Source organism: Runella zeae DSM 19591, from assembly GCF_000423565.1.
Taxonomy (GTDB): Bacteria; Bacteroidota; Bacteroidia; order Cytophagales; family Spirosomataceae; genus Runella; species Runella zeae.
The window spans coordinates 51,040-67,485 of sequence record NZ_AUIF01000033.1; the positions used below are offsets into that span (position 1 = coordinate 51,040).

The following is a 16,446-nucleotide window of genomic DNA, read 5'->3' on the forward strand; positions in this document are numbered from 1 at the left end:
CAATTAATGTGTTTGCTTTACCTTTTTACGAAAACCCAATCTGACTGAGAGAAATCAGTTCCTCCCATACGTAGCGTGGCTGTAGGCTCTCCATAGTACCACATGTCTTTGCGACATTGGGGACTTGTTCGTGCAAACCCATTGGCAGTAGTTAAGATGGCATTGTCACCGCCATTGATGCCACCGGTACCTGTGTAAGAACCATCCTTATTTATTCGATAGTCCATGTATCCCCCATTAGAGCCTGCAATTCGGAAATAGTTCGTTCGGAGGATTTTGAGGGTTAATGTATCACCATTCGTTTTTCCCACGAGCCTGCCTCGGTGAGTGATCTTATTTTCACTTATTTGGAGGGGTTCCTCAAAATTGTGTAATGTAAACTGTTCTGAGCCTGTTCCAAACCAGAAAGCATCAGGGCTTTGCATGGTGAAACTGAGCGAATCTAATGTGATTTTGGTAGTAGAGGGTCGACTGATAGTAGCTTTTACTTCTGTTAGCTTCATGTTGCAATTGGGCAAATCAAGGGGGAGCTGTATAAATTTTCCGTTGTGGACTACCCCTATAAATTGATAGTTATTACTCGGCCTTATGTTGGACTCTTTAACACAGCCTGTTAGCACAACTACAACCAATAGCGAAAATCGCATTATTTTTTTCATAACTAAGTAGAGTTATACCGGTACCACTTGGTAGTACCGGCCTGTAAGTGCATTATCACAATCTTGGCTTTGCCTTCCAAATACTGTAGTTTTTAGCGGCATTGGAAGAGAAGAACAGCATTCCATCAGGCCCCCAAGTGGGGTCGGCTTCATCGGTTTCACCTTGGGTGATTTGCTTTATTTCAGTACCGTCGGCCTTCATCACATACACATGGTGGCGGCTTGAAGTTGGCGTTTCTCTATTGCTTACAAATGCCACATAACGTCCATCGCGCGAGTATGCTGCATCTTTATTATGATATTCTCCTGTGGTTAGCTGTGATTTCTGGCCTGTTTTCAGGTTGAGTGTAAACATCTGCACATATTTATTAACGGTCAGATTGTACACTATCCGCGTTTCATCGTTGGGTAAAAACTGAGGTTTATATCCTTCCGTAATCACCGTAAAACTCCCCCCTTTTTGATCCATCGAACAAATCATTCGGTTTCCACCGATAAGCGTACTGAACACTATTTTGGACCCGTCTTTTGAAATAACGGGTTGTGAGTCATCATCTCCTAACTCTCCCTGCGAAACATAGTTGATTCCCATACCTTCCGGTGATGTGTAAGCAATGACCGGTTTAGAGGGCAGTACATATGTAAACAGAATGTTGCCATTAGGCATTACGGTTGCATCAGCAGCATTGTCCTTGAGTGGATTGGTGGTTGGCATTCCAATCTCTTTGCGAACAATTTTGGTTTTTTTGTTGGTGACCACCACAGGGTTAAACAAACTACCTCTTCCTGACAGGAGATTATCAATGTTAAGCCCTCCACCGGAGGTATTGGTTTCAATGGCATTATAATAGAGGTATTTACCATCTGAGCTTACACGAGGATAAAATTCATTGGAAGGTTCGCTGGTTTCACGGGTTAGGTTTTCCGCGTTGCCCGTAGCAGATGGAGCAGATGGAAATACTGCTTTTTGGGTTTGTGGTTTTTTGGAGCACGAATACATAAGAATCGCACTTAGTACGACCGTTGCAAAGAAGACACTTTTTTTCATTAGTATTGTGGTTGTTTTAAGTGAGTTAAAAATGAAAATTTGAGACTTGTTGAAATGACCTATCCTTTGAACAATGAATCTATTTGTGATTACATGAGATTATTAGTTTTTGAATTGATAGTGAATCAACGTTATACAAAATAGTATTGAACATCAGGGAACACAATCCCATTTTGGTAAAATGCCTTTTGTTTTTGGCAGACTTAGTCTTTTTTTTAGTGAAATGAAATTTTGCCAGTTACGTATGTTATAGGTTACAATGTTATAGGTACAGGTTACACACCTCTACATCCTTCCATGTTACAGGCCTAGGGAAGTTTTTTTGAAAATTTTTCATCATCAACAGGAATTAGTGTTTGAACTTAGTTGACTGTTGATGAGGGAATATTGAAAATGTCAGGGGGTAGGAATGAACTTTTTTTGTTTTTTTGCAAAAACTAAAGTTACCCTACCATGATTCGTCTGTTTTTTGGGTTTAGTCTTTTCCTAACTACCCTCTCTTGTGTGGTATCAGCTCAAGGGATATTACCCACGACTCATTACAAATACCAAGTTACGCTGCAAATAACTGAGCAGATAGCCCGTACCTTCGGAGACAGACGGGCGGCCCCCCGTCTCGAAATGCCCGTGCGCATTAAAAGCGGTCGCATCGCTGAAATAATTTCAATAGGGGAGCCGGTACTTTATTTTGATGAGAAGCTCTATGATATTTGTCAATCTTTTGGCGCAGATTCTACCACGGCATTAGCATTATTATTAAGCCATGAACTCACCCATTTTTACGAACGGCACAACGAATGGATGGGGTTTGCACAATTGGCTAAGAAATTACCGCCGTCTGTCAAGTCAGAAGAAAAGAAAAAATTGGAATTGCAAGCCGATCAACGAGGCATGTTTCAAGCCTTTGTGGCGGGTTATTATCCCTTCTCAATTGTTAAACCTCTATATGAGAAGATATATACCGAATATAAATTGGAGTTGAGTATACCGGGATATTTCTCACGGGATGAACGGATCAAGCTAGCTCAAGAACAGGCAGTAGTAGCTCGTAACGCGGGCGTTGCGTTCGAGACTGGTAACTTTCTGTTTTTAAACGGTCAGTATGCCTTAGCCGAACGTTGTTATCGCTACGTTTCCAATCTCCTGCCAATTCGAGAAGTAATTCATAATCAAGGTATAGCGTGGTTGCAGCAAGCCTACCAAATGACCCCTCTCAGTACTATGCCTTTCAAATTACCGATTGAGTTGGCGGCTACCAATCGGATGCTGTCGGATCTGCGCAGTGGGGAAGAAGAAAAACGACAAAAAATGCTCAACGAAGCAGCGCGCATTTTTACGAATCTGATAGAGCAAGACCCTACATATGAAGCAGCGTATTTGGGTCTTTGTTCCACACATTTGCTCCAAAATCAAAACGGTTCAGCCGACGATTTACTTAAAAAATGGGAGATGAATGGGGGTAAACTTTCTCCGAACGGCCAACTCCTGCGGGCAATTACATTTGCCCAAAACAAAAACGAAAGAAGGTTGAAAAAGCAATTAGAGTTACTAAACAACGTCCATGAACAGCAGTATAATGTTTCTTTACTGAAGAAGTATTTTTCGTGGCTTAATCAACGCGAGGAATTGAATATTGATTCGCTTCAAATGTTTCAGAAAAAGAGTTTAATTCCCTATTTTAAGTCGAATAGTATTGAAAATCAGATTTATAATTTAAAATTTCCTTTGGCCTTGACATCACTCTCAAATCCTTTCAATTTGCCTGGTCAAGACTTTATTCGTACTTCATATATGCTTACCAATGGAGTGCTTTCCTTTCATGTTAAGTTAGCTGACAAGCAATTTGATGTCATTCGCGCAACGGCACTCGCAGCTCCATGGCAAACTAAACAACAATTAAAGAAGGGTGACACCGAAGCCCGTCTATTGGAATTGTACGGAGCCCCTTCGCGCAAGATACCCGCTGGAAACGATGCTTTCTGGTATGGGTACGAAAACGCCCGCTGCTGGTTTGTGGTCAACAACGGGTGCGTGGAAGAATGGATGGTTTTTGAACCAAAGAATCAATAAAGGCTATTTTTGCTCAACCATTGGCTCTTTTGCTCCTTTGATCAAAACGTAGCGTATTTTTCCGTCCGTAAAATAGTAGGTATCATTCAAACGGTCATACACAATGCGCCACTTTGATGAATAAGCAAAGAAATAAGGCATGGAAATCGTAAGGGTATCCCCAAATTCATACGCAGGTGAACCAGATTTTTCAAATCGAACTACCAAAGTATCCTTAGCCTTTTGATTTTTGCCAAAACCCATGCCCGAATCTGAAGATTCGTAAATCGGTAGGGATATTACGCCTTCCATGTACTGCTTTTGAGGTATGTCTTGGGCGATTTGTTCGAGTGGTTTAGGCCCCTCCAATTGTTGTTTCAGGGTAGAGTCTTTTACTGTTTTTGTGGAATCATCTTTCCCCGCAATTTCATCACCAGTTTTGGGCCAATTGTTCCAAACCAATATACCTGCTATCAACAATATTCCGGTAATAGCAGCCGCGTATCTTACCACAGAACTTTGCCACCATTTTACCTTTATTACTTTGCCTATTTCCGGTTCTTCTTCGGCTTTTGTCGCAAGGCCTCCGGTTTTCATTTCCTCTTCAAATTCGACAAACATATCTTTTAGTTCCCGACGACGGTTTTGCCGAATATGAGCAAGTAAGATTTTTTGGGTTTCAAACTCCGCTCGATAAGCTTTATTGGAGGTAATCATTTTTTCAACCTGTTGGCGTTCCATTTCGTCTGCTTCCCCCATCAGGTACTTTTCGTAGAGTTCATCTCTTTCTATCTCATTCATTGTTTTTGGAATTTTTGGAGGTTGGAAACTTCACACCGGCTTTTTGTAACAATCGCTTTAACGATTGCTTACACTCATAAATTTTGGTTTTCATGGAGTTGTAATTGATACCAAATTGCTCCGCTACTTTATCTACTCTTATCTTATACCAATACCGAGCATAAAATATGTCGGCACAATCGCCCGAACGCATTTTCAACATTGCTTCCACAACTTTGCCCGAAATATCAAAGACTTCTTCTTCAGGATTAAAAAATGGCTCTTCGGAATCTGGCTTTACCTCATCGTCCATACTCAACCGTGTAAAGACCCGTTGTTCTTCATCCGCGAGTATTCCGTATTTTTTTCTGTTACGCAAGGTCTCAAACCAGACTCGTTTAGCGATAGAAATGATAATCGTTTTGAGGGTGGCATCTAAGCGTATAGTGTGACATTGAGCATCAAACCGAATCATCGTTTCTTGATACACATCGTCGAAATCGGGGCCTTTACAGGACCAATTTCTCATAAAACTTCCAATTGGACTTTTATAACTTGCGTACAGTTCTTGCCAAGCTTTTCGGTCGTTTTGCTTAATACGCTCTAAAAGGGTACTATCGCTGATCATCGGGTCAAAGGTTTATAACGCAAAATAAACTAAAGAGAAAGGCTTACAAAATTTTTGTAGTTTAAACTTTTTGTGAATTATTTTTATGAATTTTAGAAACCGTAAACTCTTCTGAAATATCAATTATGAACAAATTGTTTAAGAACTTTTGCTATTATACCCTGACACTCTTACTCATTTACTCTTCTTACGGAATTGCTCAAACGTTGAATAAGCAGGATAAGGAAGTTTTACAGGGACTTTGGATTTCTTATGCCAAAAATTCGGCCTCTGAACATGAGTTCATCAAATTACTTAATCGCGGAGTTGATATCAATACAAGGGACGAAAATGGTGCTACAGCTCTAATGTGGGCGGCCTTGCGCGGGAATTGGACACTTATAGAGTTCTTATTGCAAAAAGGAGCCAATCCTAACATCAAAGGCATTATCTACCTCAAACAAAATACCCCTGATGCTTATGCGGGAAGTGTGCTGAGTGCAGCAGTTATCAGCGGCGAATACAGCGCTGTCAAAATTCTTTACGAAAATGCGAAACAATCTCCCTTTGAGTATGATTTATCTCCACCTAATAGCAAAACTCAGATTGCTCCTATACATCGGGCTTGCTTGACAGGCGCTAATGCTATCAATTATATTAACTTGTTTGTAAGAAGTGAAAAAGCTGTACAGCCTAATGTAAATTTAATGGCTAAAATGCAGCAAGGCAACTTCTCTCCACTTATGATGGCTACTATGGAAGGCGATGACTATGTGTGTAAAATCCTGTTGTTGGAAGGGGCCGATCCAAGCCTTAAAAATGATAAAGGAGAAACAGCACTTCAAATCGCCGAAAAACTGGAACGTATGAATGTAATAGCCGTACTGAAAATGAAAGCAAGTCTTTCGGAAAACAATGTAAAGCTGGAGAGTCACCCCGATAAGCCTGAGAATGATACCCAAAAACAATTGGACAGATTGGCTACGCTTCAGGATTTATACGCTTCTAAAGGAGATACTGCCTCCGCGCAACGACTCGCCTCCGAAATCGTAACGCTCAAAATCCAAATCTACAAAAAGCAGAAAATTATAGAAGTAGGGGAGGAGAGTAATCAAACCCAAAGAGCAATACCTGATGAATATGTGACTAATGTAAGGCGTGCTTTAAAGTTTATTAAGGGAATATTAAAACTAATTCGAAAAAAGAACAGAGTACAGTATGAAAGAGACATGCTACCCATTTGTGGAATGCTGCTTTCGATGGGAATGAACGAGGAGGTGGAAAATTTTACCACCGGATTTGAATCAAAAGCAATGAAATATCAATGCATTTTAGCGCAAAAGAGGCAGGGCAAGTTTCAGGAAGCGATAACCAATATCACTATGCTACGCAATGAACTGGCCTTTTCGGAAGATTCGCTCAAAGCCAAATTAAGTATTGAATTAGGGGGTATTTATGAAGAATTGGGAAAGTTTGAAAAAGCAGAAGAAGAATGGATTGCGGTACTCAACAGCGAACAACTTAGAAATCCAAATTCATACCTTTATAGAAAAGCTAACAATAAATTGGGATTGATGTATCAAAATACCGGGCAGAGTGAAAAGGCAAAAATCTTTCTGGAGGAATCCATTTCTTTCAATTCATCACCGAATAATAAATTCGATTTCATCGACAACGATCTCTCACTCATTGATACCGAACGAGAGACAATCACACCGCAAAAGATAACAGCCACTATGGTAGGAGCTTCACTTGGAATCTTAAATCATAAGTTAAAACCGTATGTTGAGGATAGCCTGAGTAAAGTTCGAAATGTTTTTGAATCAATGGCTGAAAAAGGAGAAAGACCTTCGAATTACTTTGAGGCCATAGAGCAGCGCGACCAACAATACGTTTATTTGCATGATTCTTTCACCAATAGTGCTTTTGCTGGTTTTGCACTAGGGAATATTGCGTATGTACAGGAAAACTTTACATCAGCTATTGCACATTATAGTAAGGCAGCAATTATGTTTGAGCGGATTTGGGGTAGATTTAACATCTATTATTGGTTCTGTCTGTCCAATATCGCTCAAATCAATTTCAAAACAGGTAATTATCATGAAGGTGAATATTACACAAACGTACTCATTAAAAACCTGCGATTATTCTGTAATGACAACTCTGAGTTCACAATGGGGGATATCCCTGAGATGCTGAATTCACTCAAAAGTATAGCTGACTATCATCGTAAAGTGGCAACAGATTTAAATGTCTTTTATGATTATTTCACATTCGGTAAGACACAATATTTGGAAGAGGAAAAAAGGGATGTTTTATCTGTTGAAAACGCTTACAATATGGTAGCGTTAGCGAATCTATACGCTCGGTTAAAAGAATATAAAACTGCTGAATCACTCTACAAAAGAGCTCTGTTAGAGAAAGGAATTGACGAAGAGAATCAACGATTAGCTTATAGTGGTCTGGCGCAAATTGAACAATTCAACCGTCAATTTAGTGAAGCTGAAAAGCACCTTAATCAAGCATTGATCCTTGCAATAAAGACAAATCAACTTTCGATTATTACTGATAGCAAACTTAAACTGGGGCTCTTTTATATTAACCAAAAAAATACTGCGAATGCAACCGCATATTTGAACGAAATAAGCCAAGAGTTAAAGAAATGGGTATCGTCTTATGAAAAATTAGACCAAAAGGAGGAAAAATATTATCTCGCACGCAGTATTGAAAAGCAATATTTGATGCTCAATGGTGCTTACATGGCTCTCATGAAGCAAAATCAAAATTTGGCTACTGTACTCTGGGAAAATGTAACTTGGCAAAAAAACAACACGTTAGCTAGCGATCGTTATTCCAAAGGGCAGATAAGTGCGACTGAAATACGATCAAAGTTGCAACCCAATAGCATTCTTGCTGAGTACTTTAAATTTTTTCAAATTGACGATGACAGGGAGAAGGTACAATACGGAGTTATTTTGCTTACAAAAGAACACACAGCAAAAGCATATAGCATTTTCTCAGAAAATGAATTGGTTGCTCTATTAAAAGAGGATTCTCTTTATCAAAAGAGAGACTATTTCGGAACTTTTTTGCCTATACAGGGCTTCGGAACTATTGGTATAAAAAAGCTATATATTTCTGCTATTGGGCTACTTCATAGAGTATCTTTTGGAGGATTACAAAATCGTCAAAATCCGGCTATTGAAAACTATGATATTGCATATTTGAATAATTCACTTTGGAAGCCCGAGACCAAAATAGATTTAGCCAAAGCCAATGCCATACTTTGGGGCGGATTAGAATATGGTAAAATGGCACTGGATTCCACAAAAAAACTTCCAAAAGCATGGGACTACCTTCACTGGACAGAAAAAGAGGTAGAATCTTTGCAGAATCTTTTATCTAAAAAGATAAAAGATATTAAATTGGTAAAAGGCGAATTTGCCATTGAGCCTTCTTTCCATGCATATAATAATGCCTCTCCCTCTATTCTACATATAGCTACTCATGGTTATTTCTTCCCCGAAAACCAAAATAAAAATCAATTTGCACAGACTGTTTTTCAAAAATCGGCTAACCCACTCGATAGATCAGGGTTAATTTTGAGTAAAGCAAATTCGTCTTGGTATAAAAATGAATCTGTTAATGACCCAACGGATGGTATTCTTACCGCAGATGAAGTAAGTAGATTAAATCTTTCAAAAACAACCCTCGCCGTATTAAGTGCCTGTCAGACAGGGCTTGGTGAAATTGAAGGGAATTTTGGGGTATTTGGATTGCAACAAGCCTTCAAACAAGCGGGAGTAGATTATCTATTAGTCAGTTTATGGCAAATACCCGACAAAGAAAGTTACGAGATGATGCAGTTATTTTACACTAACCTTACCAATAACCTATCCATCGAAACAGCCTTTAATAATGCTCAGCGGGAAATGATGAAGAAATATTCCCCCTTCTATTGGGCAGGATTTGTGCTGATTCGTTAGATTTTTGCATACACGGTACCCATTTCTATTCATCCTTCCTTATATGGCTCTGATACGCACTGATTTTTATACAGCGCAGTCGTAAATATTTTTACAGCGTCATTTTGGAAATGCCGACGGTTTTGGCAATTCCATCGACACCCAATTTTTCCTCTTTGTAATACATCTCGGCCAACATGGCTTTCTTTTGTTTGAGATGTCAATCGTTGCGGCGACCCGCACCGATAAAATACTGCGTTTCCATGATGAATGCTTTTAGGAATTTGTGTATTTTTACATTCTACAGCACTCTTAAAGTGCCTATATACTGCTCTCAACAACTGAAAAGTAAACTTACCAGTTTCTTGGTCTTGTTCAATCATACAAATCTAAAGGCGGCCCCGCAAATGGGAAAGTGTAATTTATAAAGGAAATCAAGTAAATGTGAATTGTAGATACCACGAGGTGCCCCGTGGCGTATGTTCCATACAAAAAACAGTTTGCATGGAAGTTTTAAGCAGTTGCACGGCAGTCTTGATACCGGCTTGCTCAATCGGATGTCTTTTAAGGTTACCGCAACTGTTTTTTTGAAAGGCTGTTTATTCTCTTAAAGTACTGATAAACAGACTCATGCCTTATAAATCACCGCATTGACGATGATTCGGGCGTAAATTGGATTTTCAAAGTCGACTCCTGTATGCTCTGGTTGGCTGTAGAAGACCCAACCCTTTTCTACCCGCATACACCAAGCTGAACGATCTTGCATCCCCTGTGGTATCTTTCATTTTGAAACCAAGTAAAATGATACGGAAGTTTGTAACTCATGGTTTAAAAATACTTCCGTATTTGACAAAATAAAACCCCATAGGTTCTCTTCTATGTTTTATGGCAATGGATGTAGTTTAGTTAATTTTATGGGTAGTAGTAAACTTTATCATTTCATTATCGGCATATTGGCATCTACTTTTTTGAGCCAATCGGTCAGTTTTCGATGCATTTCCTGAGCTTTGCTCGGATTGTTTTTGCTTAAATCTTCGGTTTCAGATTCGTCATCCCGAAGATTAAAAAGGGCTATTTCGTTGGTTTCATAGCTTTTAGTCAACTTCCAATCTCCTTCCCTGATAGCACCTGATGGGCGACTCAACTGATTGCTAAAATGAGGGTAATGCCAAAAAATCTGTCCTCGGTCAAAATTTGCCTCGGGGTTTTTGAGTAAAGGCAAAAAACTTTTGGCGTCGGGCATCACCTCCTGCTTTTGACCTAGTATGTCCAACAGGGTGGGTGTATAATCGGTATTCATAAAGTACTGGTCACAGATTTGATTGGCGGCAATGGTTCCTCGTTGAGAAATAAGGGTCGGTACCCGAATACCACCTTCGTAGGTAAATCCTTTCCATTTACGCAAATTGCCAGCCGTAGTAGGTATAGGGCCAAGTTCGGGAATGCCCACACCGCCGTTGTCAGACGTAAAAACAATGAGTGTGTTCTCCATCAGCCCCTTCTCTTCTAGAAGTTGGATGATTTGCCCCACGCCATCGTCCATACTTTCAATCACGGCAGCATAGTAAGGGTTGTATTTGCCATTAAATTTTTCGAATTTTTTAAGGTATTTACTCACTTTATCACCACGCGGAACCAGAAAAACGTGCGGTGCCGAATAGCACAGATACAAAAAGAAAGGCTGTTGTTTGTCTGAACTCTTCACAAAATCCAGCGCATAGTCGGTGAGTTTATCGGTGAGGTAGGTGGTACCTTTATCTTCAAACATTTTTTTATAGCTATCTTCGTAAATGCTATAATTGTAATAATCCAACCCGTTTTTACCAATCATGCGGGCATATGTAAACCCCTGCCCCCAGGGAGCCAGCGAGTCGGCACCGCCCAAATGCCATTTACCAACAAACCCCGTTCGGTACCCCAGCGGTTTGAGCCTTTCGGCAAGCGTAATCTCGGAAGAACCAAGGTATTTTGTCCATTGGGCAGGCTTCACTGGTGACAGCGAATCGGTACGTTCTCCAACCAGAAAATTGGTCAGCTTGAGCCGGGCGGGGTGTTTGCCCGTCATGATAGCCGCCCTTGACGGCGAGCAAACGGGGCAGGCAGCATAGCTTTGGGTGAATTTAATTCCGCTTTTTGCCAGTTTATCAAGATTAGGGGTTTCGTTGAACGGATTGCCGTAACAACCCAAATCAGCCTGAGCCAAATCATCAGCCAAAATAAAGATGATGTTGGGTTTTGTGGTTTGAGTCTGTGCAAAGTTGCCATGCAACAGCAACGCAACGATTGTGAAAGTCGAAATGAGTTTAAACTTTATCATAAAAATAGACGTGTATCATTTTATGGTTTCTTTAAAAAGTGCGTAACAGATACCCTGGGCAACGGCCTTGCTTTTGGTATTTTTATCAAAACACCTCCCCTCGGCTTTCAACGCCTTTAGCGTCGGTGATTTTTTAAGCATAAGCAATAGACGGCTCAGTGGCACAGAGAATAGCTATAGTTTAAAACTTACGAGATAGGAGCATAAAGCACGGGGGCTTTATGCTCCTATCTCGTAAAAATAATATCATTTTATATGAAAATGATATTATCCGAAAATCCACTCTTACAAACTTATCATAAAGTGTTAAATCGTTTTACTTAAGAATCTAATTTGCCAGTATTACTTGAAGTTAAGAAACAATAAACTAATTAATCAATATTCTTCATACCACCCAAATCTATCTTGAATAATCTGGGCTTTGTATTGTTGGATATAAGTCATAAAAGCTTTTGCTACCGGCGAAAAACTCTTTCCCCTCACCCAAACTAGCTGCCATTCGGATATCAATGGAAAGTTTTGCATCGGAATAATCTGTAAATCACCATTTTGAAGTTCATTTTTGATTCCAATCAATGGCATTACTGAGTAGCCCAAACCCGCTATCACAGCTTGCTTAACGGCTTCATTGGAAGTCAATTCCATCTTTTTTTTGATTTGTAGATGAGATGCTTCAAAAAATTGCTCCATGACGTAGCGCGTACCAGAGCCGACTTCTCTAAATATCAAGGGTATCGTTTCAAAAAAACCAACATCATAGGGGCGCTTGTTAAACTTCTTTTGCCCATTTGCTACCAAATAAAGCTTGTTTTTCATCAAGCTTATTCCTTCAGTATGAAGGTTTGCGGGCAAGACAGATACCAATGAAAAATCAACCTCGTTTTTTTCTAGACTTTCTATGACCCTGCTTTTGTTTGTTACATCCAACAAAAGCTCAATCCCCTCGTGCCGACTCATAAAATTTGTCAAAAAATAGGGCATAACGTACTTACCAGTAGAAACGACGGATATTTTTAAACGTCCGCTAAGTTGACCTTTGTAGGCCATCGTTTTATAGTTTATGGCATATACTTCATTGAGGATGCGCTCCGCCGCAACCGCAATCTCTTTTCCAAAATCTGTGACATATAGCTTCCTCCCTACTACTTCTGTGAGAGGAATATCGAATTGTTCTTGGAAATTTTTCAGCTGAATTGATACCGCCGGTTGGGTTAAAAATAGCTCCTCAGCTGCCTTCGTAATACTCTCTGTTTGAGTGACTTTCAAAAAAACTTGGAGCTGGTGCAAAGTGTAATTCATAAAAACTATTAATGATTATCATTGTAAATATAAATAAAAATATATTAAAAATAAAAATGAGTTTTGTGGCGTCAAACATCAAAAAAACAAAATATGACTCGAATTACGGTAGCAAAGGGCGATGGCATCGGGCCTGAAATAATGGATGCCACACTTAAAATAATTTTAGCTGCTGGCGCACAAATTGAGATTGAGGAAATTGAGGTAGGCGAAAAAGTGTATTTGGCAGGTAATACCTCCGGGATAGCTGCATCTTCTTGGGATACTATCCGACGCAACAAAGTTTTTTTGAAAGCACCCATTACTACACCGCAGGGTGGTGGCTACAAAAGTTTGAATGTCACTACTCGTAAATTTTTGGGACTATATGCCAACGTACGTCCCTGTGTAAGCCTTCACCCTTTCGTAAAAACCAAACATCCTGTGATGGACATTGTGATTGTTCGCGAAAATGAGGAAGATTTATATGCTGGTATTGAGCACCAACAAACCGATGAAGTAGTTCAATGTCTGAAACTTATCAGCCGCCCAGGTTGCGAAAAAATCGTCCGTTATGCTTTTGAATATGCCAAGCAGTATGGCCGAAAAAAAGTAACTTGTTTTACGAAAGACAATATCATGAAACAAACCGATGGGCTTTTCCATCAGGTTTTTGATGAAATCGCCAAAGAATATCCAACTATTGAAAATGAGCACTGGATTATCGATATAGGGGCGGCAAAAATGGCCGATACTCCCGAGGCTTTTGATGTAATCGTAATGCCCAATTTGTACGGCGATGTATTGTCAGATGTAGCAGCTCAGATAGCGGGTTCTGTAGGTTTGGCTGGCTCTGCCAATATTGGAGAAGAATGTGCCATGTTTGAAGCAATTCATGGTTCGGCACCGCGTCGTGCAGGGCAAAACTTAGCCAATCCTTCGGGACTTTTGCAAGGCGCGATTATGATGCTTACTCATATTGGTCAAACCGAGATAGCCGAAAAAGTACAGAATGCGTGGCTCAAAACCATGGAAGATGGTATCCATACTTATGATATTTTTAAGGAAGGAACAAGCACCCAAAAAGTAGGTACACAAGAGTTTGCAGATGCTGTCATTGCCAATTTAGATAAGAAACCTTCTACCTTAAAAGCCGTTTCTTACGACAAAGAAACTGTTCTTAATTTGCCAAAATACACTCGTAAACCTGCCGCAAAGAAAGAATTGGTTGGCGTAGATGTATTTGTTCACTGGCCGGGTGAAGATCCTAATTTTCTAGCCGACAAAGTTCGCAATATAGCCACCAACAGCGCCAAGCTTACGATGATTACCAATCGGGGTATTAAGGTATGGCCTGAAGGATTCAAAGAAACCTTTTGCACGGATCATTGGCGTTGCAGATTCAAGCCTTCTGAGGGTTCGACCATAACCCATGTGGATATAATAGAGCTTCTCAACAATGCCATAGAATTTGGCATTGACGTTATCAAAACGGAAAATCTATATGCCTTTAATGGTACACCTGCTTTCTCGCTTGGACAAGGACAGTAAACAATATAGACATGAAAATAGAACTTACAAAAGGTAGATTTTTACCTAATGAAGCACTTGAATTACTAACTCAGCTGGTGCATACAAAAATTCGTTTTTTGGAAATGAAAATTTCCTCTAGCAGTAGCGAGGAGGAGATTAAAATGCGCGAAAATAGAATCAAAGAACTGCAAAGAGGATTGTACGAAGCAAAAAAACATGCTGAGTCATCTAAAGGGTTGGATTTGAATGTTGTAATTGAATACTAATGGGAGAGTGAATAGTATCAGAACAGTTGCTCTTACTTAAGAGCAACTGTTTTTATGTAAATGCTTAGGCTCAGTTAATTGTCAACTCTAGGAGGTATTTCATCCCCGCAGGATTTTGATCAATGGTCTCAAAAACTTGTTGCGCATCGCTGAGCGGAGAAATTTGAGTAATCATTTCGGCTAAGGGCAATACACCGCTTGCGGCCAAAGCAATAGCCTCTTCAAAATCCTCCGGCTCATACACCCGTGCTCCAATCAATTTGATTTCGCGCCAAAAAAACCGAAATAAATCTACGGCTTTGGGTTCGGAATGAATCGCTACCATCACAATCCGCCCACGTACCTTGGGAAGTTGGGTCATAGCGGTCACACCCGCCTGTGCACCCGAAACTTCAAAAACAACGTCGGCCATTGCCCCATCGGAAAAACTTTCCACCCGCTTTATTAAATCCTCTTCTATAGGATTGACTGTCTGAAATCCTAGCGATTGGATAAATTCAATACGGCTCTGATTTACCTCCGAAATAAGCACCTTAGCTCCTTTCTGACGTGCCACCAATGCTATCAACAAGCCAATTGGCCCCCCACCAATGATAACTGCATTTTCGCCAGCCTTTAATTCTCCAAGACGAATATCATGACAGGCCACTGCCAACGGCTCAATCATAGCTCCTAGCGAAAGAGGAAGGTTTTGGGGTAAACGGTGTAGTGTAAACGCAGGCACACTCCAGTACTGCTGCATACCTCCGGGAGAATCAATACCGATAAATTTGAGGTGCTGACCAATGTGCCGATAACCATTGTCGGCGGGAACTTCTTGTCCAGGATTCAAAGGACGAACGGTAACCTTCTCGCCTACTTTCCAGTCACTTACATCTTCGGCTATTTCATCAATGATTCCCGATACTTCGTGCCCAATCACCTGAGGTATTTTTACTCTTGCGTCCATTTTGCCATGATAAATATGAACGTCGGTGCCGCATACTCCCACATAAGCCACTTTTAAACGTACTTCTCCTGCTTTTAAGGGTTGTTTTTCAATGGTTTTGAGCGTAAAGGAGTGGTTTCCTTCATAAAACAATGCTTCCATGATTAGTTTGATTTAGGACGTTCGATTAATTGTAATGTATTTCCTTCGGGATCCAAAAATGTCCGTACGCGCCCCCCTCCAGTAGCCGGAGAAAGCACACTCGTCCATTTGATATTGTATGTATCTAAGTGCCTGATACCAACCTCTATATCATCTACATTGAAGGCCAGATGAGACCAGCCCAAGGTAAGGTTGGTACGACTTGGACGTGGGTTTCCGTCATTTGGCAAAATTTCGAGAATAGAGTTGTCGGGAGCTTTCAACAACCAAATAGGACGTGGGTCTTTGAAAAGCACTTCGTATCCCAACACCTCACAGTACCAAGCAGAGAGTTGTTCTACATTTTCGGCTGCTAAAGCCGGATGATCAATACCTTTCACTTTAAAATTTTCCATTTTATTTTTGGTTTAGAAAATAGAAACCTGAACCACTTTTTTGTGGTTAATAATCTTAAAATCAAACAATTAAAAAACACTAAGGTATTCGTTGGAGGATTTGGAGCATATTTCCTTCTAAATCTAACAGGTTTCGCACTTTGCCCCCGCCGATTGCTTGGCTCAGTTCGCCCGCCCATTTTACCTGAAACATATCCAAATACGCAATAGCCGATTCGATATCTTCTACTCGCAACGCCACATGAGACCAACCGGGCGTCCAAGTTGTTCGGTGAGGGCGTGCGGTATCATCTTTGGGCATGATTTCGAGCAAAGTTCCGTCTGGCGCTTTCAGAATCCAAACGGGCTTAGGATGTAAAAACACTTTTTCATACCCAAATACTTCACAATACCACTCAGCCAATTTTTCTACGTTTTCGGCTGCTATGGCTGGATGGTCTATTCCCAGAACTTTCATCG

Annotated in this window: 14 protein-coding genes; 4 read left to right on the plus strand and 10 right to left on the minus strand. The window is 40.4% G+C overall.

The window, feature by feature from the left end:
• Positions 1-17 precede the first annotated feature (17 nt).
• Positions 18-659 carry a hypothetical protein gene (locus tag G563_RS34100; RefSeq protein WP_037326263.1) on the minus strand — a complete coding sequence of 214 codons (642 nt, stop codon included), beginning with the start codon at positions 657-659 and terminating at the stop codon, positions 18-20.
• A gap of 55 nt (positions 660-714) precedes the next feature.
• On the minus strand, positions 715-1,707 hold the full coding sequence (locus G563_RS0109070; RefSeq protein WP_028665050.1) for a TolB family protein: 993 nt from the start codon (positions 1,705-1,707) through the stop codon (positions 715-717).
• 453 nt (positions 1,708-2,160) lie between these two features.
• Here G563_RS0109070 and G563_RS0109075 point away from each other — a divergent pair, with 453 nt between their 5' ends.
• The gene (locus G563_RS0109075; protein WP_028665051.1) at positions 2,161-3,777 is read left to right on the plus strand and encodes a M48 family metalloprotease; all 1,617 of its coding nucleotides are present in this window, start codon (positions 2,161-2,163) and stop codon (positions 3,775-3,777) included.
• A 3-nt stretch (positions 3,778-3,780) separates the two neighbouring features.
• On the opposite strand, the gene G563_RS0109080 is transcribed toward G563_RS0109075, so the two are convergent.
• Together G563_RS0109080 and G563_RS0109085 are read right to left on the minus strand one after the other, a co-directional pair.
• Positions 3,781-4,557, minus strand: a complete 777-nt coding sequence (locus G563_RS0109080; protein WP_028665052.1) for a hypothetical protein — start codon at positions 4,555-4,557, stop codon at positions 3,781-3,783.
• Entirely contained in the window at positions 4,550-5,164 is a 615-nt protein-coding gene (locus G563_RS0109085) for an RNA polymerase sigma factor (RefSeq protein WP_028665053.1), read from the minus strand. Before G563_RS0109085 ends, G563_RS0109080 begins: the two co-directional genes overlap by 8 nt.
• A 125-nt stretch (positions 5,165-5,289) precedes the next feature.
• On the opposite strand from G563_RS0109085, the gene G563_RS0109090 reads away from it, so the two are divergent.
• Positions 5,290-9,129: a CHAT domain-containing protein gene (locus tag G563_RS0109090; protein WP_028665054.1), complete on the plus strand. Its 3,840-nt coding sequence runs from the start codon at positions 5,290-5,292 to the stop codon at positions 9,127-9,129.
• A gap of 607 nt (positions 9,130-9,736) precedes the next feature.
• On the opposite strand, the gene G563_RS37975 is transcribed toward G563_RS0109090, so the two are convergent.
• The 3 genes from G563_RS37975 to G563_RS0109115 form a co-directional block, all read right to left on the minus strand.
• The gene (locus tag G563_RS37975; RefSeq protein WP_157585194.1) at positions 9,737-9,874 is read right to left on the minus strand and encodes a hypothetical protein; all 138 of its coding nucleotides are present in this window, start codon (positions 9,872-9,874) and stop codon (positions 9,737-9,739) included.
• A 168-nt stretch (positions 9,875-10,042) separates the two neighbouring features.
• Complete coding sequence (locus tag G563_RS34105; RefSeq protein WP_037326265.1) at positions 10,043-11,425, minus strand: sulfatase; 1,383 nt, start codon at positions 11,423-11,425, stop codon at positions 10,043-10,045.
• A gap of 375 nt (positions 11,426-11,800) precedes the next feature.
• Positions 11,801-12,724 carry a LysR family transcriptional regulator gene (locus tag G563_RS0109115; RefSeq protein ID WP_028665056.1) on the minus strand — a complete coding sequence of 308 codons (924 nt, stop codon included), beginning with the start codon at positions 12,722-12,724 and terminating at the stop codon, positions 11,801-11,803.
• 93 nt (positions 12,725-12,817) lie between these two features.
• On the opposite strand from G563_RS0109115, the gene G563_RS0109120 reads away from it, so the two are divergent.
• Complete coding sequence (locus G563_RS0109120) at positions 12,818-14,254, plus strand: NADP-dependent isocitrate dehydrogenase (protein ID WP_028665057.1); 1,437 nt, start codon at positions 12,818-12,820, stop codon at positions 14,252-14,254.
• A gap of 11 nt (positions 14,255-14,265) precedes the next feature.
• Positions 14,266-14,502 carry a hypothetical protein gene (locus tag G563_RS0109125; RefSeq protein WP_028665058.1) on the plus strand — a complete coding sequence of 79 codons (237 nt, stop codon included), beginning with the start codon at positions 14,266-14,268 and terminating at the stop codon, positions 14,500-14,502.
• Positions 14,503-14,572: 70 nt separating this feature from the next.
• Here G563_RS0109125 and G563_RS0109130 read toward each other — a convergent pair whose 3' ends face one another.
• The 3 genes from G563_RS0109130 to G563_RS0109140 form a co-directional block, all read right to left on the minus strand.
• Positions 14,573-15,592 carry a (R,R)-butanediol dehydrogenase gene (locus G563_RS0109130; RefSeq protein ID WP_028665059.1) on the minus strand — a complete coding sequence of 340 codons (1,020 nt, stop codon included), beginning with the start codon at positions 15,590-15,592 and terminating at the stop codon, positions 14,573-14,575.
• Positions 15,593-15,594: 2 nt separating this feature from the next.
• Positions 15,595-15,987 (minus strand): VOC family protein, encoded by a 393-nt coding sequence (locus G563_RS34110; protein ID WP_037326268.1) that lies wholly within the window; start codon positions 15,985-15,987, stop codon positions 15,595-15,597.
• A 79-nt stretch (positions 15,988-16,066) separates the two neighbouring features.
• Positions 16,067-16,444 carry a VOC family protein gene (locus G563_RS0109140; RefSeq protein WP_028665060.1) on the minus strand — a complete coding sequence of 126 codons (378 nt, stop codon included), beginning with the start codon at positions 16,442-16,444 and terminating at the stop codon, positions 16,067-16,069.
• Positions 16,445-16,446 lie beyond the last annotated feature (2 nt).

What these genes read in the sequence shown, in the direction of transcription:
- G563_RS37975 (WP_157585194.1), bottom strand. Translation starts at nt 9,874, where the DNA reads ATGCAAGATCGTTCAGCTTGGTGTATGCGGGTAGAAAAGGGTTGGGTC.
- G563_RS0109130 (WP_028665059.1), bottom strand. Translation starts at nt 15,592, where the DNA reads ATGGAAGCATTGTTTTATGAAGGAAACCACTCCTTTACGCTCAAAACC.
- G563_RS0109115 (WP_028665056.1), bottom strand. Translation starts at nt 12,724, where the DNA reads ATGAATTACACTTTGCACCAGCTCCAAGTTTTTTTGAAAGTCACTCAA.
- G563_RS0109140 (WP_028665060.1), bottom strand. Translation starts at nt 16,444, where the DNA reads ATGAAAGTTCTGGGAATAGACCATCCAGCCATAGCAGCCGAAAACGTA.
- G563_RS0109080 (WP_028665052.1), bottom strand. Translation starts at nt 4,557, where the DNA reads ATGAATGAGATAGAAAGAGATGAACTCTACGAAAAGTACCTGATGGGG.
- G563_RS0109070 (WP_028665050.1), bottom strand. Translation starts at nt 1,707, where the DNA reads ATGAAAAAAAGTGTCTTCTTTGCAACGGTCGTACTAAGTGCGATTCTT.
- G563_RS0109075 (WP_028665051.1), top strand. Translation starts at nt 2,161, where the DNA reads ATGATTCGTCTGTTTTTTGGGTTTAGTCTTTTCCTAACTACCCTCTCT.
- G563_RS34100 (WP_037326263.1), bottom strand. Translation starts at nt 659, where the DNA reads ATGAAAAAAATAATGCGATTTTCGCTATTGGTTGTAGTTGTGCTAACA.
- G563_RS0109125 (WP_028665058.1), top strand. Translation starts at nt 14,266, where the DNA reads ATGAAAATAGAACTTACAAAAGGTAGATTTTTACCTAATGAAGCACTT.
- G563_RS34110 (WP_037326268.1), bottom strand. Translation starts at nt 15,987, where the DNA reads ATGGAAAATTTTAAAGTGAAAGGTATTGATCATCCGGCTTTAGCAGCC.
- G563_RS0109120 (WP_028665057.1), top strand. Translation starts at nt 12,818, where the DNA reads ATGACTCGAATTACGGTAGCAAAGGGCGATGGCATCGGGCCTGAAATA.
- G563_RS0109090 (WP_028665054.1), top strand. Translation starts at nt 5,290, where the DNA reads ATGAACAAATTGTTTAAGAACTTTTGCTATTATACCCTGACACTCTTA.
- G563_RS34105 (WP_037326265.1), bottom strand. Translation starts at nt 11,425, where the DNA reads ATGATAAAGTTTAAACTCATTTCGACTTTCACAATCGTTGCGTTGCTG.
- G563_RS0109085 (WP_028665053.1), bottom strand. Translation starts at nt 5,164, where the DNA reads ATGATCAGCGATAGTACCCTTTTAGAGCGTATTAAGCAAAACGACCGA.